At 67.5% G+C, this 22,393-nt stretch carries 21 protein-coding genes; 7 read left to right on the top strand and 14 right to left on the bottom strand.

The window, feature by feature from the left end; translation table 11 throughout:
• The first annotated feature begins 27 nt into the window (after positions 1-27).
• The gene (locus R2733_06320; protein MEZ5376114.1) at positions 28-693 is read left to right on the top strand and encodes a DUF6226 family protein; all 666 of its coding nucleotides are present in this window, start codon (positions 28-30) and stop codon (positions 691-693) included.
• A gap of 25 nt (positions 694-718) precedes the next feature.
• Here R2733_06320 and R2733_06325 read toward each other — a convergent pair whose 3' ends face one another.
• Positions 719-1,945 (bottom strand): cytochrome P450, encoded by a 1,227-nt coding sequence (locus R2733_06325; GenBank protein MEZ5376115.1) that lies wholly within the window; start codon positions 1,943-1,945, stop codon positions 719-721.
• Between the two features lie 55 nt (positions 1,946-2,000).
• On the opposite strand from R2733_06325, the gene R2733_06330 reads away from it, so the two are divergent.
• Together R2733_06330 and R2733_06335 are read left to right on the top strand one after the other, a co-directional pair.
• Positions 2,001-2,576, top strand: coding sequence for a helix-turn-helix domain-containing protein (locus R2733_06330; GenBank protein MEZ5376116.1), 576 nt, complete (start codon positions 2,001-2,003; stop codon positions 2,574-2,576).
• Positions 2,577-2,585: 9 nt separating this feature from the next.
• Positions 2,586-3,212: a dihydrofolate reductase family protein gene (locus R2733_06335; protein MEZ5376117.1), complete on the top strand. Its 627-nt coding sequence runs from the start codon at positions 2,586-2,588 to the stop codon at positions 3,210-3,212.
• A gap of 4 nt (positions 3,213-3,216) precedes the next feature.
• Here the strand turns inward: R2733_06335 and R2733_06340 are convergent, their stop codons facing one another.
• The 11 genes from R2733_06340 to R2733_06390 all read right to left on the bottom strand — a co-directional run bounded on the left by R2733_06340 (position 3,217) and on the right by R2733_06390 (position 14,338).
• The gene (locus R2733_06340) at positions 3,217-3,966 is read right to left on the bottom strand and encodes an EthD domain-containing protein (protein ID MEZ5376118.1); all 750 of its coding nucleotides are present in this window, start codon (positions 3,964-3,966) and stop codon (positions 3,217-3,219) included.
• Positions 3,967-4,046: 80 nt separating this feature from the next.
• Positions 4,047-4,589: an anthrone oxygenase family protein gene (locus R2733_06345; GenBank protein ID MEZ5376119.1), complete on the bottom strand. Its 543-nt coding sequence runs from the start codon at positions 4,587-4,589 to the stop codon at positions 4,047-4,049.
• Between the two features lie 35 nt (positions 4,590-4,624).
• A complete protein-coding gene (locus R2733_06350; protein MEZ5376120.1) occupies positions 4,625-7,021 on the bottom strand; it encodes an ABC transporter permease in 2,397 nt (798 codons plus the stop codon).
• 5 nt (positions 7,022-7,026) lie between these two features.
• Positions 7,027-7,791 (bottom strand): ABC transporter ATP-binding protein, encoded by a 765-nt coding sequence (locus R2733_06355; protein ID MEZ5376121.1) that lies wholly within the window; start codon positions 7,789-7,791, stop codon positions 7,027-7,029.
• A gap of 169 nt (positions 7,792-7,960) precedes the next feature.
• A complete protein-coding gene (locus R2733_06360) occupies positions 7,961-8,629 on the bottom strand; it encodes a response regulator transcription factor (GenBank protein ID MEZ5376122.1) in 669 nt (222 codons plus the stop codon).
• Complete coding sequence (locus tag R2733_06365; protein ID MEZ5376123.1) at positions 8,626-9,825, bottom strand: sensor histidine kinase; 1,200 nt, start codon at positions 9,823-9,825, stop codon at positions 8,626-8,628. The genes R2733_06360 and R2733_06365 overlap by 4 nt, the downstream gene beginning before the upstream one ends.
• A 100-nt stretch (positions 9,826-9,925) precedes the next feature.
• Positions 9,926-10,357 (bottom strand): heme-binding protein, encoded by a 432-nt coding sequence (locus R2733_06370; protein ID MEZ5376124.1) that lies wholly within the window; start codon positions 10,355-10,357, stop codon positions 9,926-9,928.
• Positions 10,358-10,481: 124 nt separating this feature from the next.
• Positions 10,482-11,402 carry a VOC family protein gene (locus R2733_06375; protein MEZ5376125.1) on the bottom strand — a complete coding sequence of 307 codons (921 nt, stop codon included), beginning with the start codon at positions 11,400-11,402 and terminating at the stop codon, positions 10,482-10,484.
• 110 nt (positions 11,403-11,512) lie between these two features.
• Positions 11,513-11,977 (bottom strand): DUF3291 domain-containing protein, encoded by a 465-nt coding sequence (locus tag R2733_06380; protein ID MEZ5376126.1) that lies wholly within the window; start codon positions 11,975-11,977, stop codon positions 11,513-11,515.
• Positions 11,978-12,008: 31 nt separating this feature from the next.
• Positions 12,009-12,680 (bottom strand): helix-turn-helix domain-containing protein, encoded by a 672-nt coding sequence (locus R2733_06385; GenBank protein MEZ5376127.1) that lies wholly within the window; start codon positions 12,678-12,680, stop codon positions 12,009-12,011.
• Positions 12,681-12,712: 32 nt separating this feature from the next.
• Positions 12,713-14,338 (bottom strand): AMP-binding protein, encoded by a 1,626-nt coding sequence (locus tag R2733_06390; protein MEZ5376128.1) that lies wholly within the window; start codon positions 14,336-14,338, stop codon positions 12,713-12,715.
• A 114-nt stretch (positions 14,339-14,452) separates the two neighbouring features.
• On the opposite strand from R2733_06390, the gene R2733_06395 reads away from it, so the two are divergent.
• The gene (locus tag R2733_06395) at positions 14,453-16,297 is read left to right on the top strand and encodes an ABC transporter ATP-binding protein (GenBank protein MEZ5376129.1); all 1,845 of its coding nucleotides are present in this window, start codon (positions 14,453-14,455) and stop codon (positions 16,295-16,297) included.
• Positions 16,294-18,141, top strand: a complete 1,848-nt coding sequence (locus R2733_06400) for an ABC transporter ATP-binding protein (GenBank protein MEZ5376130.1) — start codon at positions 16,294-16,296, stop codon at positions 18,139-18,141. Before R2733_06395 ends, R2733_06400 begins: the two co-directional genes overlap by 4 nt.
• 30 nt (positions 18,142-18,171) lie before the next feature.
• Here the strand turns inward: R2733_06400 and R2733_06405 are convergent, their stop codons facing one another.
• Positions 18,172-19,344, bottom strand: a complete 1,173-nt coding sequence (locus R2733_06405) for a cytochrome P450 (protein MEZ5376131.1) — start codon at positions 19,342-19,344, stop codon at positions 18,172-18,174.
• Between the two features lie 59 nt (positions 19,345-19,403).
• Here R2733_06405 and R2733_06410 point away from each other — a divergent pair, with 59 nt between their 5' ends.
• Positions 19,404-19,943 carry a cupin domain-containing protein gene (locus R2733_06410; protein MEZ5376132.1) on the top strand — a complete coding sequence of 180 codons (540 nt, stop codon included), beginning with the start codon at positions 19,404-19,406 and terminating at the stop codon, positions 19,941-19,943.
• A 60-nt stretch (positions 19,944-20,003) separates the two neighbouring features.
• On the opposite strand, the gene R2733_06415 is transcribed toward R2733_06410, so the two are convergent.
• Positions 20,004-21,503 carry an alpha/beta fold hydrolase gene (locus R2733_06415; protein MEZ5376133.1) on the bottom strand — a complete coding sequence of 500 codons (1,500 nt, stop codon included), beginning with the start codon at positions 21,501-21,503 and terminating at the stop codon, positions 20,004-20,006.
• Between the two features lie 89 nt (positions 21,504-21,592).
• Here R2733_06415 and R2733_06420 point away from each other — a divergent pair, with 89 nt between their 5' ends.
• Positions 21,593-22,387: an enoyl-CoA hydratase gene (locus tag R2733_06420; protein ID MEZ5376134.1), complete on the top strand. Its 795-nt coding sequence runs from the start codon at positions 21,593-21,595 to the stop codon at positions 22,385-22,387.
• The last annotated feature ends 6 nt before the right edge of the window (positions 22,388-22,393 follow it).

Consider the following 22,393-nt stretch of genomic DNA (forward strand, 5'->3'; position numbering starts at 1 on the left):
GGTGGCGCTGCCTGGCAGGATCAGGCGGTGATCAGTCCATCCGAGCTCCTTCGACACGTCGACGCTGCGTTCGAGCGTCTCGGTGCCGCCACTCCCGGGTGGGATGACCCGAACCCAGAGCGGACACCCTCCGACGATGCGTATTCACGGGTCACCGACCCGGCAAAGTGGCGGATCCTCGGCGCTCGGGCCGACGCCTGGCTCGAGGCGCTCAGCACGCTGGGGCTGGCCACAATCGAACGCAATGCGTCGATCGACTGGTCGGAGCCACCCTCGACCGTGGTGACCCGGGCCGACTGTGCACTGCCAGTCGTTGCGGGCGGTCTTCCGCTGGTGCTGGCCCGCAGCCGGATCGAGTCCGTGGACGATGCCGGCGTGACCATCGGTGTCGGTTCCCCCGCCGTCGTTCACCGATGGATTCCCGACTGCGGGTGCGATGCCTGTGACAGCGGATCACAGGACGCGCTCGACGAGTTGGACGAGCAGGTGCTCGCCGTCGTGACCGGTCGATTCCGCCGGCTGCGGCGAGAGGATCGGACGATCACCGTCGTTTCCGGTCAGATCTGCCAGTCCGCCGGGCTCTCTGGACTCACCGACCCCACCACCGTGCTGGCCGACCCCACCGGATGGGAGGAGCTCGATGGTCCGAGCTGGCTCGAGACGTCAGAGCGCGACGCCAACTCCCCCTTCTGATCAGGCCTGCTGGTGCGGTGGCGATTCAGGCCTTGATCGGCGCGAACCTGACCGGCACCGACCGAGGTCCGCGGACTTGGCCACCGGCCCAGGTGACGACCCCGGGGTCTTCGAGCTCGAACTCGGGGATGGCAGCCATCCACTCCTCGAGCGCCACTCGCAGCTCCATTCGCGCCAGGTTCGAGCCGGCGCAGCGGTGGATGCCGACCCCGAAGGCCAGGTGTCGGTTGCGGTCACGGTCGATGACGAACGTGTCGGCGTCGTCGAAGACCGAGTCATCACGATTCGCGGCCGGGAAGTTCAACAGGACGCGGTCACCCGTATGCACCGGGCAACCGGCGATCTCGGCGTCTTGCGTTGCGATGCGGGCCATGGTCACCGGCGAGTAGAACCGGAGGAACTCCTCGATCGCCAATGGCCACACGTCGGGATCGGTTGTCAAGCGGTGGCGATCTTCGGGATGCGATGCGAGGTGGAACAGCGCCGAGCCGATGGCGCTCCATGTCGTGTCGACCCCTGCCACCATCAGCAGCGCCGCTTCCCCGATGATGAGCGAGTCCGCGACCGGCTCGCCATCGACCTCGGCGGCGAGCAGCGCGCTGATCATGTCGTCACCAGGGTGCGCCCTTCGCTCGGCCAGTTGTTCGACGAGGAAGTCGCGCAGCTCGAACATCGCTCGCTGACGACGCTCGCCGTCGTGAGCGAACTCGAGAATGCTCCGCACCCAGCCAACGAACTGATCGCTTCGATCTTCGGGCACCCCCAGCAGCGCGCCGATCACCCGCACCGGAAGCTGCTGGGCGTAGTCGGCTGCGGCATCAGCCCGACCCGTGACGGCGAATCCGGCGATCAGGCGGCGACACAGCGCACGCGTGCCGGCCTCGTAGCTCTCGACCGCCTTGGGCGACATCGGGCCGAGGAGGAGCCGACGAGTCCAGCCATGAAGCGGCGGATCGGCGTCGATCGGCGGATTGCCGTCGGCGAGCGCCGCCTTCCGGTCGGGAACCTCGATCACGCTGACACCTTGGGCGGAGCTGAAGCGCTCGTGATCGCGAGCGACGGCCACGATGTCGTCGTAGCGAACTGGCATCCACGAACCCCCGTAGCGCTCCGACCGAGCGACGGGACACGTCTCTCGGAACTGTTGCCACTGCGGCGCCGGATCCCGAACGTAGGCAGCGTCGAAGAGATCGAAGCCATCGCTCGAGTCGGTGAGGTCGATCGTGTCGCTGCGGTCGGTCGTGTCGGTCATCGTGGGTCCCCCTGGATCGGAACCAAACTGTAGACGATCGTCTACAGTCGGAGCAATGGCCCCCACACCACCCGATCCACCTCGCCCGACCGGTCGCGCCGAGGTGATCGATGCGCTCAAGGCCGCAGCGCTGGATCTGGTCGGTGAGAAAGGCGTCGGATTCTCCGTCCGAGAGGTCGCCGACCGCGCCGGTGTGAACCAAGGCTTGATCTACCGCCACTTCGGCTCGAAGGAACAGCTCATCGAGGCTGCGGCCACCGACGTGACCAGATCGCTCGCCACCGCTCTGGCGTCCGGCGAGGCACCCATCGAGCTCCTACTCGGCCGCTACGCCAACGTGTGCACCGTTCTCGCTCGCCTCATCCTCGACGAGTCCGAACAACTCGTCACCGAACACCCGATCGTCGAGGCCATGACCTCGATGGCCGCTGACGGCGACCACCTCCCGTCTCGTGCCCTGCGAGTCAGCACGGCAGCGTCGACGCTGCTCGGCTGGATCCTGTTCCACGAGTACTTCGAGAGGGCCACCGGTGAGCCGCCCGACCCAGACGGCAACCGCCACATCGAGCAGCTCACCCGTCAGCTGCTCGCCGGCGCCTTTCCACTTCATGGAGGCCGCAAGTCGACGTAGGTTGGCGAGATGAAACTCACCGTGCAGACGTTTCTGACCCTCGACGGCGTGATGCAGGGACCCGGCCGGACCGACGAGGACCCGAGCGACGGCTTCGCTCACGGCGGGTGGCAGGCACCGTTCCTCGACCCGGCGGTCGGTGAGTTCGTCCTCGAACTCAACAGCCACGCCAGCGCGTACCTGTTCGGTCGTCGGACCTTCGACATCTTCCGTGCCTACTGGCCCGACCAGACCGATCCTGGCAACCCGATCGCCGCCACCATCAACTCGCTGCCAAAGCACGTGGCATCGAGCACGCTCAGCCCCGAGGCGGCAGGCTGGCGGGGCGAGCACCCCGACACGTCGAGCCTCCTCGACGGCGACTTGGTCGGCGCCGTCCGAGCGTTGAAGGAGCTGCCGGGCGACGAGCTGCAGGTCTGGGGTAGCGGACAGCTACTTCAGACGCTCATGCGACACGATGTTGTCGATCGCTATCGCCTGATCACCTTTCCTGTCATCCTCGGATCGGGTCGCAAGCTGTTCAACGGCGGCCTCCTGCCGCTGACCATGCGCCCCGTCGAGGTGACAGCCACCGACCTGGGAACCGTCATCGGCACCTACGAACCCGATGGTCCCGTGGTCCACGGCAACATGTAATCGCTCAGGGAATGCCGACCATCTCGGTGCTCGCCGGCAGGATCACGGTGCCGTCGCGATCCATCCACTCCTCGAAGCCGTCGGGTTGGAGCTCGGAGATGAACTGGGTCCATCCTGCCGGCTCGTCGAAGTACAGCTCGGCCGCCCCGGCGTAGGGCGCCGCTTCAGCGTCGCTGCTCAGCGACAGGACGTAGCGCCACCCGCCACACCGCTGCATCACCTCGACCACATTCGGACCGTGGACGTCGAGCCAGTGGGCGTGGAAGGCGGCAAGTTCCGCGTCGGGCTTGGCGGCCACGAGAATGGTGATCTTGCAGAAGCCGGAGCGGGTCGTCGGAAACGGATCGTTCAGCGTCAGCGGAGTGACCGGGAGCTTGTCGTCGGGACCCGGCAGGAGCACGTGTTCGGTGGTCGCCCACGGGACGTAGGGTTCGGCCCGTTCCTGGAACGAGTCGGTCGGCGTGGTGCCGTGCGCTTCGGCCGGTTGTGGCAAGGCCTGGTCCCACCACAGTTGCGCCACCCCGTCCCACACCCGATGTCCGGCGGCATCGGGGTCGAACAGGGTGGCGATGTAGCGCCAGGCGTGCGGCTTGCCGGCATCACGCCTGCTCGCCTCTCGGGCGATCACGCCCGGCATGTGGTTCGCAAACCAGTGGGCGACGAGCTCCTCACGAGAGGTCGTTGGACGCCCCTTGATGAGGTAGAGCATCTTGGCGCCGGGTGTGGTCTGCCTCGCCGAGGTCGGAGTGGTCATGATGGGCTCCTCGTCGTCTGATCGGATCGTCGCCAGTCTGAGTCGAGCGACGATGCCCCGTCCACTTGCCGGGCGAAGCATCAGTCGTCGACGAGTGTGGCTGCGGCGCCGAGGCTCACGAAGCTGGCAACCACGGCGACCGTCCGCATGAGGTTGAACCGGTTCCAGTCGTCCTCGAAGGCAGCCCGAGCCGCCGCAGCGACCTCGGGGCTCGACACGACCACCTCGGCCAGGTCGTTGTTCAGCGGCACGTTGCCGGTGCCCGTGATGGCGATCGTCGCCAGATACAACGGCAGCGCAGCTGCCATCAACACACGACGTGGGGTGGAGGCGGCCGCCCAGTTGGTGGCGATCGCCAGGACCAAGGCGGGCACGGGGCCGAAGAACACGAGCCCGAACAGCGGGTTGCGAACCGAGGCGTTGATCGCTTGGAAGGTCTCGACATAGGCGGTGTCGCCGACCTCGGCCAGTCCGCGGGTGACCGAGGAGAGGTAGGCCACGAAGAACCCGGCGGAGAGGCCGACGAGCGTGATCGCACCCAGCAGGGCAAGGCGGGCGGCGCTGCCAGCTGACTCGGTCGCCGTGGTCGCGATCGTGCTGGTGGTGTGGTCGTGATCGAGCATGGGGGATTCCTTTGTGCTTGCGTGGGATGGTGAGGTCACGAGACCGTGTTGATGGCGTCGAGCACGTCGACTCGGGCCGCTCGCCGGGCCGGAAGGGCAGCAGCGGCAACACCGAAGAAGATGCAGATCACGGCCGAGATTGCGAGCGAGGCGACGGGGACCTCCACCGAGGCGATGAACGACGCCGGGAGGAAGGGCGCAATCGCCGCCGCCGCTGCGATCCCGATCGCCACACCGGTCAGCGCTCCGAGGCTCGACAGCACCAGAGCTTCGTAGCGGACCATGCGGCGCACCTGGCGTTGCGACATGCCGACCGCTCGCAACAAGCCGAGTTCGGCCCGACGCTCGATCAGGCTGAGCGCCACCGTGTTGGCGATGCCCACAAGAGCGACGACGACGGTGAGTCCGAGCAGGCCGTTGGCGAGCATCATGATCTGGTCGGCCCGGGCCTGGCGGCTGGCGACGTAGTCATCGATGCCGGTGACATCGAGTTGGGGACTCGCAAGTCTGTCCGCCACCGAGCGCATTCCGTCGTCGAGTTCGATGCCATCAGCGAGCCGGACCACGGCGAAGTCGGCGTCGATGTTGCGGGCGTGAGCCGACACCAGCGCGGCGTCGACGATGATCGGCGCATCGAGTACGGATGAGGGCTCGACGACGGCCCGGATGTCCAGGTCGGCGCGGTGACCATCGCTGAACTCCACAACGGTCATCTCGCCGACCGTCAGGCCGTGCTCGGCGGCGAAGTCGGTCGTCACGAAGGCCTCGCCGGGTCCGAGCTCACCGATCCTCCCCGTCGTGGCCTCGAGGACCACCACACCGTCGGCGGACGACGACTGGTGACCAGCGATTCGCGTTACTTCGCCGCCGAGGAGCACCTCGGTGACGCCGTAGCCGGCAGCGGCAGCGATCTCGGGAAGCGAACCGAGCTCGGTGACGGATGCATACGGCACGACAACACCGTCCTCGCCGGTGATGATCAGGTCGGCGTCCAGGCCGCTGTTGGTCGCCGCCTCGAGGGTCGTCCGGTAGGACGCTCCGAGTACCGCCATCGCAGCGATGATGGCAAGGCCGACGACCATCGACATCGAGGTCGTGACCACCCGGCGCGGGTTGCGGGCGATACCGGTCGCTGCGATCTGGCCTGCCGGGCCGACCCTTCCAATGGTGGCGGCCAGCACACGATGCAGCAGCGGTGCGACTCGCCCGTGCGGCCTGCGATCGAGACCGTCGCCAGCGTCGGCCTGCATGGCAGCGAGCGGCGACACCTTGCCGGCCCGGCGGGCAGGAAGGAAGGCCGACAGCGTCGTCACACCGACACCGACGGCGACCGCAATGCCAATCGTCCGCGGCAGGATCAGGGTCGGCCCCTCGGGGAACCCCCCGGTCGTCACCGATTCGACGAGGGCCTTGATGCCCTCGGCAACGGCCACACCTCCGAGCAAGCCAAGCACCGAAGCGATTCCGCCAACGACGCCGGCCTCGGCAACAACGACGGCAGTGGCCTGACCTTCACGGGCACCGATCGCTCGGAGCAGGCCCATCTGTTGACGCTGCTGACCGACGAGCACGGCGAAGGTGTTGGCGATGACGAAGGTCGAGACGAACAGCGTGACGATCGCGAAACCCAGCAGCGCGTTGCCGATCAGGTCGATCACTGCGCCGAACTCGTCATTCTGTTCGGCGACGAGCGCACGGTGATCGGCGACCACCATCCCTGGAGGCAGCGACGCCTCGATCGAGGGCAGGACGTCGTCGAACGACACGCCCTCGCCCAAGACGATCGAGGCGCTGTCGATCTGGCCGGGCGACTCGAGCAGCCGCTGCATGGTGGGCAGGTCGAACAGGAGGAAGTAGGGCGACACACCAGACTCCTCCACTCCAAACACCACGGTGCCCGACAGCGTGAAGACCTCGGTGCCCAACGAGCCGGTGACCGTCAGGGCATCGCCCACGTCGACGCCGAGGGCCCGAGCTTGGGCGGTATCGAGCATCACCTCACCGGACGACGGCGCACGGCCGGCGACAATCGAGAACGGCGAGGCTGCACCATCGCCAAAGGTCGAGAACGACAGCGTCGGAGGTCCGGCCTGTCGTACGACATTGCCGCTCTTGTCGAGGGCAAAGAGCACGTTCTCGCCGCCGAGTACCGGCGTCACCGAGGTGACGCCGTCGATCGAGGCGAGGGCCTCGATGTCCGAGGCGTCGAACCGAATGCCGGTGGCCATCGTGTCGAACGTGCCTTCGCCGGCGCGGATCTCGGCGTCGACCCCGCGGTAGATTCCGTCCGCGACATCGCCGAACACCGAACGGAGCGAGTCGGCGAGCACGAAGCTCGCCGTCACGAGACTCACTGCTGCGGTGACCGCAGCGATCGTGAAGGTGAGGCGGGAGCGGTGGGTCCGCAGTGACCGCATGACGAGCGTCAACATGGCGATCAGGCCTCCAGCCGCCGCATGGCATCGAGCACCGAATCCACCGTCGGCTGGTGCAGTTCGTCACGAAGCTGTCCGTCGGCCAGGAACACGACCCGCTCGGCGTAGGACGCGGCGACAGGGTCGTGCGTGACCATGGCGATCGTCTGGGAGTCCTCACGAGCGGCTCGGCGCAGCAGCCCGAGCACGTCGCTCGCCGCACGTCGATCGAGGGCACCGGTCGGCTCGTCGGCGAAGACGATGTCGGGCCGTCCCGCAAGTGCTCGGGCGACAGCCACTCGCTGTCGCTGCCCACCCGACAGCTCAGACGGCCGGTGGTGCCGCCGATTCGTCAGGCCAACGGAGTCGATCACGCTGTCGATCCACTCACCGTCCGACCGGCGTCGGGCGAGCGTCAGCGGCAGCACCACGTTCTCCTCGACCGTCAGCATCGGGATGAGGTTGAACGCCTGGAAGACGAAGCCGATCCGGTCGCGCCGCAGCTCGGTGAGCTGACGTTCCCCAAGGTCGCTCAGATCGGTCGCACCGATGCAGACCGATCCGGTGGTGGCGCGATCGAGGCCGGCCATGATGTGCATCAGCGTGGACTTGCCGGAGCCCGAAGGACCCATGATGGCGGTCAGCGCTCCCCGGTGCAGTTCGAGGTCGACCGAATCGAGCGCGGTGACGGCAAGGTCGCCTGATCCGTAGATCTTGGAGACAGCTCGGGCGGTTGCCGCCAACGGCGAGGTGGGTGCCGCTGGGGGATCGATGAGATTCGTGGTCACGGTCAGCTCCTTGCGTCCGGCGGATCGCCTGCTGCGATCCGGGCCTATGGAGACCGTAAGAAACGAGGCCCACCCGCCGAATCGACCAAAGGTGCCGATCCGGTCATCCGAAGGTGGCGTCAGCGACGCCGCCCTGTCGGCATCGGTGCGTCAGAGCGGAGCTGGGCCGTCAGTCGGTGAGATCGTTCGGATCGGCGATCCCGGCACGGAAGGCCAAGATGACGGCCTGGACTCGGTCGCGCACGCCGAGCTTGGTCAGCACGCGCCCCACGTGGGTCTTGACCGTCGCCTCGCTCAGGAAGAGCGCCGCCGCGATCTCGGCGTTCGAACGGCCACAGGCCAGTTGCTCGAGCACGTCACGCTCCCGGTCGGTCAGTTCGTCCAGGCCGGGCACGGGGTTCTGGCTCGCACCGCCACCGGCGCTGCGAGCCTGCTCCATCACCAGACGCGTGATGGCAGGCGACAGCACGCTGTCACCTTGGGCAACAGCCCGAACAGCATCGACCAGCGCATCGGCGGAGGCGTCCTTGAGCAAGAACCCAGCGGCACCGACACTGATCGCCTGAGTCACGTAGTCATCGAGACCGAACGTGGTCAGCACGAGGACCGATGGAGGGTCGGGCAGGGCCAGCACCTGCTCGGTCGCCGTCAGACCGTCCATGTCGGGCATCCGGATGTCCATCAGGACGACATCGACCCGACGGGTTCGACAGACCTCGATCGCCTCGACGCCCGTGGCCGCCTGGCCGACCACCGTCATGTCGTCTTCGTTGTCGATGATCAGGCCGAAGCCGGTCCGGATCATCTCCGAATCGTCGACCACTGCCACGCGAATCATGATGTGTCTCCTCGAGGAATGTCGGCCCGGACTCGGAAGCCACCGCCGGGGGCCGCACCGGCTTCGAGCGTCCCTCCCAGGAATCGTGCTCGCTCGGCCATCCCCGTCAGGCCGAGGCCCGTTGGCGCTTCATCGCCGGGCGTTGGTCCACGACCGTCGTCTTGCACCTCGATCCGCACGGCGTCGGCCTCGAGCGCAACGTCCACCCGCACCGTTGCGCCGGGACCGGCGTGTTTGACGACGTTGGTCAACGCCTCCTGGACGATCCGGTAGGTTCCGGCACCCGTGGCAGCATCGACGTCGGCCGGGTCGACCGGGCCGTGGATCGCCAGCGCGACCTCGTAGCCGAGTCCGCTGACGTCGTTGACCAGTCCTGGTACATCGACCAGTGAGGGTCCCGGCCTCAAGTCGGCATCGGCATCACCAAGTCCGGCGTGCAGGATGCGCCGCACCTCGGCCAGCGACGTACGAGCGGTTGCGCCGATCGCACCCACGGCGTCGACGAGCACCTCGGGTCGCGTCGCGCCCACTCGCTGGGCCGCCTCGGCCCGCACGGCGATGACCGACAGCGAATGGCCAACCAGATCGTGCAGTTCGTGGGCGATGCGCTCACGTTCGCGAACGACGGCGCGCTCCTGTGCGGCCTCGTGTTCCCAGCGCTCGACCGCAAGGTCAGCGGCAAGGCGGGCCGAAGCTGCCTGCTGATTCGCCGCGTTCGTCCCCAACAGCAGGGCCGCAGTCGACGACAGGCCGGTGAGGACGAGCAGCTCGAAGCCGACGTCGGGAGCAATCGCCACCCCGAGCGCCGTCATTCCCGTCAACGCGACCGAGGATGCCAGCGCCATACGGCGGCCGGCAATTCCGCCGACAGCGGCAACCGAGTAGATGATCACCAGCGGCGCCACGAAGACCTCGGCGAGGTCGAGTCCCCACGTCACCATCTGACCGATCACGGCAATCGGCGCAGCAACGAGGGGTGCCGATCGTCGAAACGCAACCGCGATCGACGGCAGCACGATGATCAGCCATTCCCACCAACGATCGGGTGCTTCGGAGCCGGCGACCGCCTGATCGGCGGCTTGCACCGCAACCACCACCGAGATGGCCACCAAGCAGGCGGCGATCAGGAGGTCGAGCGGTCCGGGAACGATCGAGTGTCGAGAGCGTGCAGGGTGCACCGGGACTGCGCCAACCATGAGTGGTTATCGTAAGGTCCCCGTCCGGCGGTCGAGATCATCCATACGGGGCGAGTGGGTCATCCTTTCGGATGACCCGTCAGCGGACGGCAGCTGCCGGTCAGCGGGCGACGGCTGCTGCCGCCGTTGCTGCGATCTGGTGGTCCTGCTCCTCGGTAGCGCCCGAGACACCGATCGCACCGGCCACCGACCCGTCGATGAGGACGGGGACGCCACCACCGACGGCGATCAGGTCGTCGACCTTTCCGGCGACGCCGTGAAGCAGCGTGGGGTTGTCGGCGAACGCCGCCGCCAGCGCAGCGGTGGGAGCACCGGCTGCCGCCGCCGACCATGCCTTCTTGGCGGCAATCGTGATCGAGAACTTCGGACTGCCGTCCATCCGAGCGAGCGCCAACGGATCACCAGCCGGATCACACACATGGATCACGACTCGTACGCCGATGGTCTGGGCTTCATCGAGCGCGGCAGCCACCAACTGCTGGGCACCGGCGAGGGTGAGGCGGGGCACATCAACACTGATCGGGCTGTCCATCCCCCAACGTTGCCACGCGAACAAGCGGCGAGCGAGCACCTCCCCCATCTCGACCACCGCAAACCCCGCAACTTTGGGGACTTCATGCCGCTCAGAGGTGTCAACTCTCCAAAGTTGCTGGTGTTCAGGCGGCGGCAGCGCCGGCCGCGATGTCGGCCAGGTCGGGCGGTGCGAGAAAGGCAGCCGGCACTGTGGGCCCCCAGGCGTAGAGCGACTTGGCGGGGTCCCAGTTCTGCGCGACCCAAGCGTCGTCGTCGATGATCTGATCGAGGTCGGCGTAGTACTCGGCAAAGTTGCCGGCGGGGTCTCGGAAGTACCAGAACAGGTTCGAGCCAAGGAAGTGACGGCCGAGCCCCCACACGCTGCTCTCGGCGTCGTACGCCAACAAGTTCTGGGCGCCGACGCCGATCGCGTCGACGTCGTCGACCTGCCAGCTCGTGTGGTGCAGGAACGACACCGGCGCCTGCGACAGACCGATGTTGTGGTGGTCCGACGAGCAGCGCAGGAACGCGATCATGCCGGGGACGGCGTCGCTCAACTTGAAGCCGAGCACCTCGGTGTAGAAGCGGATGCTGGCGTCGAGGTCGGTGGTGCCCATCAGCACGTGTCCCAGGCGACGAGGCGCGGTCGGCCCAGTCTCGAAGATGGCCGGCGAGCGATCGCCGGGGCGCGGCGTGTGACCCGGCGAGTTGAACTCGAGCGGCGCCCGCTCGGTCTCGATCAACCGGGGCAGGATCTTGACCTCGAAGCGCGCACCGGCGATCGGATCGACGACGGCAATCTGCTCGTCAGTTCCGCTCGTCTCGAGCCCCACCTTCTCGGCCGCGGCTCGGATCCGGGCGATGTCATCGGTGTCCTCGGCTCGGATCACTGCGTTCACGAGACGGCGGTAGGGCTGGTCGACGAGTTGCAGCTGGTTGCCGCCATCGGTCGTGGCGAAGCTGCCACCACCCTGATCGGACAGGCCGAACTGTGTGTAGAAAGCGCCCACCTGATCGACGTTCGGAACGCCAATGGTCACCGATTCGAGTCCGTGGAGTGACATCTTGATCTCCCGAGTCCAAGGATCGCCACGCGCCGATCGCGCTCGACCCTGCCACTGGCAGCATCGTGGGGTGCGACGCCCGTCGTGTCAAGGAGACCGGTCGGACCGCCTCAGGTACCGGCGTCGGGCGGATCGAACCGTTCCCGAAACGTGAAGGCCTCGGCGGTCGGTCCATCACTGCGCAGCCGGTGGAGACGCTCCAGCCCCTCCTCGACCGTCGGCACATGGCCATCCGGCACCCACCACAGCACGAGGATCGGTCCGGACGGCCGTTCGAACCAGTCACCACGCCGACGGAGGAAATCGAGATGACCGGTCCGGTACACGTAGTCCCAGAGTGCGTCCCCCGAGTCCCAGACCGACATGTTCACCATCTGTTCTGCGCCGCCGAACGCCGCCCGCAACGAGGTGGCGTCATTGGACCCTTCACCCACGAGGCGCCAGACGAAGCCGGGTGAACGCTCGGCGAGGGCGTTGATCTCGTTGAGCGCGTCCATGAACCCCGACATCCGCTCATCGTCGGTCGGGTACCGGGCGATCGCGATGTTCATCTGAGCGAGCTGGTGTCCGTTCACCCTGGGAGTGAAACACGAGCCCGCTTCTATGTCAATCTTGATTGTTTTTAGATTCCAAGGTGACGCAGCACCCACCGTCGGGCAGCGGATCGAGCCGTGCGTGCCACGTCGGCGTCGCACCGAACAGGCCCTCGAGCAACGCCAGGTTCATCCCGCAGATCATTCCGGGATGGCGTTCGGCCAGCGGGTGGAATGGGCAGTTCCGCATCCGGATCACCTCGCCATCGAGGTAGGGCTCGTAGCCTCGGGCCTCCAACAAGGTCAGCGCCTCGTCGGTCGTGGTTGCGTCGCTCGTGGTCGCGTCGGTCGACGCCGAGCCGGCCACGGCTTCGCCGTGACGACGAGCTGCCTCGTACAGCGCCTCGTCGAGCCGTGCCATCTCGGCCGCATCGGCCAGGAGTTCGGCGAGCGTTCCGTGGTCACGGGCCGGCAGCGAGACACGATGCTCGGCGTCGGAACGTCGGTAGAGCTTCGCCGGGCGGCCGGCGCCCGGTCCCGAGCGCCCGTTGACCCTTCGCTCGGTCGCGACGAGGAGACCGGCGTCGACGAGCTTGTCGAGATGGAAGGCAACGAGACTCCGCTTCGCACCGGTCGCGTCCGCCGCTTCGCTGCGCGACACCTCGCGGTGTTGCCCGACGACGAAGTCGTACAGCCTTCTGCGCAACGGGTCGCTCAGCAGCCCGATGACCTCGACGTCGTCCACCGGGCCAGGGTACCGCCGGCGACTCGACGGGCTCAGGCGAAGAGCTTCTTAGCGCCCGGGTAGTCGGCCTTGCCGTTCGGGGCGCGGGGCACGCGCTCCACGATGCTGAGCTGCCTCGGCACCTTGTAGCTCGACAGCCGACTCTTGGTTGCCTCGATGACTTCTTCCGGGGTCACGGTCGCTCCCGGCGCGATCGACATGACGCCGACCACACGCTCGCCGAAGCGGTCGTCGGGCACGCCGAAGACCAGGGCGTCCTCGACGGCATCGTGGACCTTGATCGCCTCCTCGACCTCTTCGGGGTAGACCTTCTCGCCTCCGGTGTTGATGCAGTTCGATCCGCGACCGAAGAGGACGAGGGTGCCGTCCTCGGCGATCGTTGCCATGTCGCCGGGGAACGAGTAGCGCTGCCCGTTGACTTCGCGGAACGTGCGGGCCGACTTCTCCGGGTCCTTGTAGTAGCCCAATGGCACAAGCCCACCGTTGGCGACCATCCCCACCTGTCCTGAGCCGGGTACCACCTCGGAGCCGTCCTCGAGGAAGACCTTCGACGTCGGGCTCAAGGCGAACTGTGCCGTTTCACCGGCCGGTGTGTCCTTCGTGGTGATCGAGGTCCCCATCCCGCCCTCGGTCGAGCCGAGGACGTCGGCAATGGCGACCTGCGGGATGTGGCCGATCAAGCCCTGCTTGACCGGGGTCGAGAACATCGCGCCCGACGAGATGAGGAGCTGGAGGGACGACAGGTCCCACCGACCGGGTGCGTCGTCGAGGGCCCGCAGCAGCGGCTTGGCGAAGGCGTCGCCGACGATGATCAGATGCTGCACACCATTTCGCTCCACGGTGGTCCACACCTCCGCCGGATCGAGGCTGCGGCTCTCGAGCAGGACGGCGGTGCCGCCGAACATGTGCGGGGTCATCATCCCGAGCCAGCAGCCGGTGCCGTGCATCAACGGTGGGCCCGACATGGCGACCAGCGGCCGTCCGGAGTCGTAAGCGGCACGTGCTGCGTCGACGACCTGCTCGACCCGCTCGATGGCCGGCTGACCGATCATCGGCGGATACGACTGCAGGAAGAACGACGTGAAGTCCCCGAGCCCGTACATGACGCCTTTGGGCATGCCGGTAGTCCCGCCGGTGTAGAGCATGTAGAGATCGTCGGGTGTCGGCGACCGTCTCGCTGCCGGCTCGGTCGAGCCCTGCACGTCGTCATAGCCGCGTGCACCCTCGACAGCCAGCGACCCAGCGGCTTCGTCGTCGACCTCGACCAGCAGCTTCACCTTGTCGAGTCGGCCCATGAGCCGCTCGACCCGGTCGCCGAGCGAGCGGTGGTAGACCAGTGCCTCGACATCGGCGTTGTCGAGCAGGTAGGCGAGTTCGTCATCGAGGTAGCGATAGTTGACGTTGATCGGGACGCCCCCGATCTTCATGGCGGCGAAGTTCGTCTCGCAGTACTCGGGCGAGTTGTACAGGTACATCCCGACCTTCGAGTTCGCACCCAACCCGGCGTCGAGGAACGACTGCGCCAGCCGAGCGGCCCGCCGCTCGTAGTCACCCCACTTGACCGTTCGTTCGCCTTGGACGACGGCGGCCTGGTCGGGCACGGCGTCGGCGACGGCCTCCCAGATGGCGGCAAAGTGTGCGTCCGGGCTCGTTGTCATCGTGGAACCTCCTGGTGTCGGGCGCTTCGCCGGAGAACCTAGAGGCCAAGCGACGGCTCGGCCAGCAGATCAATCTCAGGGGGCGTGTCACAGGGCGTGGACTAGCCTCCGCCCATGTCAACACTGCGTGATCGGTCGGCAATGGCCCTGGCCCGGGCCACCTGGCGCACCCACCGAGGGTTGGCCGCTGCGTGGTGGGGGCTCGTCGCCCTGCGAGCCGTCCTTCCGGCCGCCCTGACACTCGGAATGGGAGCGCTGATCGCCGCCGTGCAGGACGGCACCTCGGTCACCGCACCGCTGGCCGTCGTCGCCGGCAGCTTCGCGCTCATCAGCATCGCCACCCCGCTCCACACCCAGCTCGGCGCCGTGCTCGGCGAGCGGACCTCGGGCCACCTCCAGGGGCAGCTAACCCACGCCGTATCCGATCCCGCAGGCATCGCCCACCTCGAGCGGCCGGGACTCGCCGATGAACTCGTGGCGGCACGCGACTTCGACCTCGGACAGATCGGTCCTCCGCTGTCGGTGTCGCTCGGGTTCGTCGGTGCCGGACTCGTCGAGATGCTCAGCGGAGCGGCGCAAGCGGTGGCGCTCGCCACCGTCACCTGGTGGGGAGCGATCGTGGTGGCTGCCGCCTGGCTGAGCAGCCACTGGCTGCTTCGGGAGAGTTCGTTCTTCGCTCGCCGCGGCGATCCGGACGTGCAGGCACAGCAGCGTCACGCCGACTACTCCTACCGGCTGGCCGTCGAGGCATCCCCGGCAAAGGAGATCCGGGTCTTCGGACTCGGCGACTGGGTCGTCGACCGGTTCGCAGGCCACCGTTCCCGGCTGCTCGATCTGCAGTGGGACGCCATGCGCCTTCGCCAGCGTTCGCTGTCCACCGTCTTCGCCGTCCTGGCCGTGGCGCACGGCATGGTCCTCGTGGTCTTGATCCGCCGCGCCATCGATGGCTCGGTCGGGCTGAGCCAACTCGTCGTTGCGGCACAAGCACTCATCGGCGTCAGCGCCCTCGGCGTCGGCGGCTTCAGCTGGGCCCTCGACAGTGCGGCCGCTCCGGTCAGAGCGGTCGAGGGACTGGCCGACCGTATGGCGCCCGAGGGCGCACTCGATGGGCCGATCCAACCGCCGGGCAACGTCGACGTCAGCGATCGTCCAGCTGCCGAGATCCGCTTCCGCGATGTGGGCTTCCGCTATCCCTCCGGTGGAGCGCCGGTCTACGAGCACCTCGACCTCGTCATCCCAGCAGGCCAATCCCTCGCCATCGTCGGACGAAACGGCGTCGGCAAGACCACCTTGGTCAAGCTGCTCTGTCGCCTCTACGACCCGACCTCTGGCGCGGTCGAGGTCGACGGCATCGACCTTCGCAATGTCGACGTCGACGAATGGCGCCGCCGACTGGCGGTGGTGTTCCAAGACTTCGTCCGCTTCGAGCTCCCCCTGCGCGACAACCTCGTCCCCTCCCGGATCGGAGCCGCAGAGTACGCTGATGAACTCCTCGTCGGTGCGCTCGCCACCGCCGGTGCCGAGCATCTCGCTGGGCTCGATCAACCGCTCTCGAAGGCCTACGCCGGTGGCACCGACTTGTCCGGTGGCCAGTGGCAGCGCGTGGCGCTGGCACGCGCGCTCGCCGGTGTCCGCCTCGGTGCCGGCGTGGTGGTGCTCGACGAACCGACCGCCCAGCTCGACGTGCGAGGCGAGGCCGAGATCTTCGAGCGGCTGATCGATGCCACCCGTGGCTGTACCACCGTCCTCATCTCCCATCGGTTCTCGACCGTTCGCCACGCCGACCGGATCGCGGTGATCGACGATGGCGTGGTGGTCGAGTCGGGTACCCATGACGAACTCATGACGCTCGGTGGCCGCTACCGGACGATGTTCGACCTCCAGGCCGCTCGATTCGCCGAAGGACTTCCCGCCGACCCCGACGACGAGCGGCCCGACAACGAGGGGATGACCCAGTGACGACCGTCGACCATCCGGGCTCGACCCCGGAGGCGGCAACGGACCAGGCGGCACTCACCGAACTCCCCGGCGGCCTTCCTGCGATCGTCTACATGCTCCGCCTTGCGTTCCGCTACCAGCCCACCCTGCTGTGGATCAGCCTCGGCATCACGGTGCTGGGCGCACTGCCCGATGCACTGTTCGCGCTGTGGCTCGGGCTCCTCGCGCACGCACTCAGCGACCCGAACCAGCCTGACCAGACCCTCCTCATCATCGCCGGAAGCGGATTGGCGTTCTCTGCGGTCGGTGGTTGGGTGCTCCGGGCGGGCGGTGAACGGCTCAACCTCCGATTCCGCCAGCGGCTGGCCGTATCGCTCGAAACCCACGTGGCTCGCCTCCAGGCGACGGCCGCCGGCGTCGAACAACATGAGCGGCCCGAAGCCCTCGACCGCCTTGCGATGTTGCGTGAGCAGGTGTTCACTCTCGACCACATCTTCCTGTCGATCTTCGGCGGGCTCGGTGTGCTGCTGCGACTGCTGATCGTGATGGCGGTGCTCGCCACCGTCGGCCCGGTCCTCCTCCTGCTCGGTGTTGCCGCCATCCCCCCGGTGGTCGTGTCGGCACGCCGTGGTCGGATGGAGTCGACCGTGTGGGAGTCGATGGCGAGTCGTCGACGCCTCGCCCGGCACCTCTTCGTGCTCGGCACCGAGGCAGCGTCAGCCAAGGAACTCCGAGTCGCCAACGCCCGCCGGTCGGTGGCCGACGCCCGAGCCGTGGCGTGGGACGAGTTCGTCACTCCCATCGAGCGGGTGCGCATCCGATCGGCGCTGCTCCAGACCGCGGCTTGGGGTGTCTTCGCCGCTGCCTTCGTCCTGTCCATCCGAGCCGTCACCGACTCGACCGGCACCAGTCGGGCCGCCGACACCCTGATCGTGGTCGCCGCCGGCTCGAGGCTGACGGCCTACATCGCCGCGGCAGCCACCCAGATCGACACGTGGGGCTTCTTCATCCAGGGCGCCCAGCGGCTGCTCTGGCTCGAACGCTTCGTCGAGGCCCGCCGCCAGGATGCCGATGCCCCACCTCCGGATCGGCTCGAGCGCGGCATCCGGCTCGAGCACGTCTCCTTCACCTATCCGGGAAGTGATCGGGCAGTCCTCCTCGACGCCGACGTCGACCTGCCAGCTGGCTCGGTCGTGGCCATCGTTGGCGAAAACGGAGCCGGCAAGTCGACGATGGTGAAGCTCCTCGCCGGGCTGTACCAACCGACCAGCGGTCGGATCACGGTCGATGGAGTCGACCTGGCCACGATCGACCCCGACCGCTGGCGACAGCGCATCGCCGGGGCCTTCCAGGACTTCGTCCGGTTCGAGTTCGTGGCACAACGCACGATCGGTGTTGGCGATCTGCCGCTGCTCGACGACCAGCCGGCCGCCACCGGAGCCGCAGCCCGTGCCGGCGCCACCGACGTCCTCGAACGGCTCGACGCCGGCCTCGACACCCAGCTCGGGCCGACCTGGCCCGAAGGCGTCGACCTGTCCGGCGGCCAGTGGCAGAAGCTGGCCCTCGCTCGCGGGCTCCTGCGAGATCGGCCGCTGTTGGTCATGCTCGACGAACCCACGTCAGCGCTCGACGCCGAGACCGAGCATGCGCTGTTCGAACGTTTCGCCGAGCAGGCCAGGCTCGCCAAGGAGGACGGCCGGGTCACCCTCCTCGTGTCGCACCGGTTCTCGACCGTCCGCATGGCCGATCGAATCGTCGTCGTGTCGGGTTCGAGCATCGAGGAGTCCGGAACCCACGACGAGTTGATGGCGCGCGGCGGCACCTACGCCGAGCTGTTCACCATCCAGGCATCCGCCTACCGCTGACGCCGAGCTTCGCCCGCCGACCATCGGCGGTCAGTCCCAGCGGACCGGGAGGTTCAACGGACCGCGGAACGCCCAACCGCCGAACCGGATCGGATCGCCATCGTCGTCGAGGCGGAGCCTCGGTCCGAGGCGTTCGAACAGCCGGGGCAGTGCCGCCTCGCCGATCAGCGAGCGCGAGGCAGCGGCGCCGGCGCAGATGTGCGGCCCCGCGCCGAAGGTCAGGTTGGCTGAGAGGTCGCGGGTGATGTCGAAGAGGTCGGGCTGATCGAAATGCTCCTCGTCGCGATTGGCCGAACCGAACATCAGGAAGACCCGCTCCTCGGGCTCGAACGTGACGCCATCGAAGGTGTATTCGGTGGCGATCCGCCGTGGCGACATCCCGATCGGCGCGATCCAGCGGCAGTACTCCTCGAAGGCCTGGAGCCAGGTGACCTCACCCGACTGGACGGCGGCGAGCTGCTCCGGATGGGTGAGCAATGCCCAGACGGCGCCGGCGATGGCGTCACGCGGTTCGTTCTGCCCACCCGAAATGGTCAGCCGGATGTTGGCGGCCACCCGATCAGTGGGCATGTCCGCAGCCGTCATCACCGACAGCAGGCTCGAATCCGGCTCGGCGAGCAACACCGGCAGGAGTTCGTCGATGGCAGCGTCGATCGCACCCGTGGCCCAGTGGCAGCGTGCCTCGACATCGGGGTCGCCGCCGTAGTTGGACACCCCGTCGATCATCGCCTGACTCCAGGCGTCGAGATCGGTGGCGCTCACGTTGGTCAGTCCGGTCAACTCGCGCAGGGCATCGCCGCTCACGACCGTGGCGTACTCCCGGACCAGATCAGCCGTTCCGGCGAGCACCAGCGTGTCGAGCACCGCATCGGTGAGCTCGCCGAATACGTGACTCCACGTGGCTCGCACGGTTCTGGGCGAGACGGCCGGGTAGTAGACGAAGCGCTCCTGACGGTGCTCCTCTCCGTCGCTGCGCATCATGTTCTTGCCCATGAGCACGTTCATCAGCCCGCCCGGCTGATCCGAGGAGAAGACCGCCACGTTCTTCTCGCACGTGTGGATGTGGTCACGACGGGTGAGCAGCGTGGCGCCGAGTTCTGGCACGAAACAGATCGGGGTCTCCGCCCGCATCCGGGCCAAGGTCGGGTACGGGTCGTCCCAGAAGGCTGGCGGATCGATGTGCACGGTCGGAGCGTCGGACATCGCGCCAGTCTGATCGAAATCGAAAGGATTTCGAAAGACCTCTGACGGACAGTGCCGACATGACCAACACAGCAACCACCACCGCCCCCATCCCGGGGGCCGTCGCCTCCACCCCGTACATCCTCGACCGAGACGAGGGCGATCACCGCCACTTCCTGAACCATCTCGCCACTCGCAAGGTGTCCGCCGACTATGGCAGCTCGATGTCGGTGACCGAGTTCGTGGCGCCGAAGAGCTTCGGCCCACCGCTGCACGTCCACGACGACGAGGACGAGATCATGATCGTGCTCGATGGCGAGATCCGTTGCGAGAGCGGTGCCATCTCCGGTGTCGCCACCGCCGGCGCCACCGTTTTCCTGCCTCACGGCGTTCCCCACACCTTCCAGGTGATCAGCGACGAGGCACGCTTCGTGACGATTTCGTCGTCGTCATCCTCGCCACGCAGCGCCGTGTTCGATCAGATGGTGGCCGACTTGGGCGCCCCGGCACCAGGACCCGTGCAACCGGTCCCCGTCGAGATCGATCCCGGCGCCGTCGCCGCTTCCTGCGCCCGTCACGGGATCGAGGTGCTCGGTCCCCCGCCGGCACCGCTGGATTGATACTCCGGCCGGCCGTCGGTGATGCGGAGGGAACACCACCGGCGGCCCGGCCGAGCGCTCTCAAACTTCGATGCCGAGTTCGGCCATTGCCGCCCGATACGCGGCCTCGGCTCTGGCGGCACCGGCCTGATCACCCTCATCTCCAAGGATCGCGATGAGGGCCTGATGACTCGCAGCGTCGTACGGATCGATCTCGAGCAGCCGTCGCACGAGCGCCTCGGCGTCGGGCCCTTCGGCGCGGCGAAGGAGGCGATGGCCGGCGTCGATGACACGGCGGCGGATCTGCTCCCGGGTCACGTCGGCCCACGGCTCGCCGCGATCCCCGGGAAGGAACTCACCGAGATACGCATCGACCATTTCGGCGTCGTCGCCGAGGGCGAGCAGCGAGGCGATGTCGGAGCGAATCGCCGAACGATCGAGCGCCACCGTCTGCCGGTCGGCGATGACACCACCGTTGAGCACCCGCCGCACGGCGGAGAGCTGGACCGACAACCGTGAGCTGAGCTTGGCCGCATCGTCCTCGCCCGGCCACAACAGGTCGCAGAGCTCGTCTCGGGTGACCGGCCAGCCGTCGGCAACGACCAACCGCTTCAACAATCGCCGGGCCTGACGGGATCCCCAGGCGTTGGTGGGCACCTCCTCGCCGTCGACGACCACGGCGAAGCGCCCAAGTGTTCGAACCGTGATCTGCGGTGGCGTATCGAGTCGGCGGTCCGGCGTCGTGGTCACGGTGCCGGTGACGAACCGCTCCAGTTCGGACATCCATGCCTCGACGTCGCCGGCATAGGAGAAGTGGTCGTCACCATCGAGGGCGATGAACTGCGCACCGGGGACGCCGTCGGCGATCGCTCGTCCGATCTCGAGCGGGATCACTCGGTCATCGCGCCGATGCATCACCAGCACCGGCACATCGATCAGGGGCAGCACCTCTCGAACGTCGACGTCAACACTGAGCTGCAACAGGTTGAACAGCGAATCGCTGGTGGCCGACAACCGCTCGTAGCGCTGATGCCAGCGCCGGAACTCCTCATCGGCAGCCAGCGACGGCACGAAGACGTCGACCATGTCGGACTCGGGGGTGCCCCAGCGCTGACTGAACTCGCGTTGCCGTTCGGTGATCTGCGCTCGAAGCTCGTCCGAGAGCGGATCGGGAGCCAGTCGCGCATAGGAGCCGACCAGGGTCACCGATGCGACGCGGTCGGGGTAGCTCGCAGCGAAGAGGAGCGTCATGGGCCCACCTTCGCTCTGACCGAACAGGTGGGCTCGATCGATGCCGGCATGGTCCATCACGTCGCGCAGGTCATCCACCCGCTCATCGAGGCCGGCGACCGGTACCGACCGATCGGAGGAACCAGTCCCCAGCTTGTCGAAGTGGAGGTATCGACTGAACCCCGCGAAGCGTCGAAGCATGGCGGCGATGCGTTCGTCCTCCCACGCCACCTCGATGTTCTGCGCCGATGGAGGAATGGCGACGATCGTTGCGTCGCCTTCGCCGAAGCACTGGTAGGCGATCCGGCCGCGCCGCGCCGGAGCGAAGCGGATCTCCGGAACACTCGCCATAGGCGGGCGAGGGTAGCAACCTGGCTTGGGCCTGGCCGCCTCGTGGCTGCCAACTCGCTCCACCAGCGGTCGTTCACTACGGTGCGCCGATGGCCTCCACCGAACGACTGCTCATCGAACGCAACGACGGCGTCGTCACCGTCACCCTCAACCGCCCGCACCGCAAGAACGCTGTTCCCGGCGCCATGTGGGACGACATCACTGCTGCGTTCCGAGACATCGCCGATCGACGAACCGACCGGGTGGTGATCCTGACCGGCGCCGGTGGCGACTTCTGTTCGGGCGCCGACCTTGCCGGCGACGGCGAAGCGCCGCCACCCGACCACGATGCGCACACCCTGGCGGATATGCGCCGTGTGACTGCCGCGTGCATTGCGATCGCCGAGTGTCCGAAGCCCACGATCGCCAAGGTCTCTGGGGTTGCCGTTGGTGCCGGGTTGAACATGGCGCTGGCCTGTGACCTCGTCGTCGCCGATCGCACTGCCCGGTTCGCCGAGATCTTCGCCAAGCGCGGCCTCAGTGTCGACTTCGGCGGCTCCTGGTTCCTTCCCCGTCGCATCGGCCTTCATCGTGCGAAGGAGTTGGCGTTCTTCGCCGACCTGATCGACGCCGACGAGGCCGATCGCATCGGCCTGGTCAACCGCATCGTCGACAACGACCAACTCGACGAGTTCGTGGCTCAGTGGGCGGGACGCCTGGCTGCCGGGCCGCCGATTGCGCTCGCCCAGACCAAACGGCTGTTGCACGAGTCGTTCGAGTCCACGTTGGCGCAGGCCCTCGACCGTGAAGGCACGGCGCAGACCGTCAACTTCACGACCGCCGACACCAAGGAGGCGGTGAGCGCGTTCATCGAACGACGCGACCCCGAGTTCCACGGTCGCTGAGGATTC

Source organism: Acidimicrobiales bacterium, from assembly GCA_041394265.1.
Classification (GTDB): Bacteria; Actinomycetota; Acidimicrobiia; order Acidimicrobiales; family SZUA-35; genus JBBQUN01.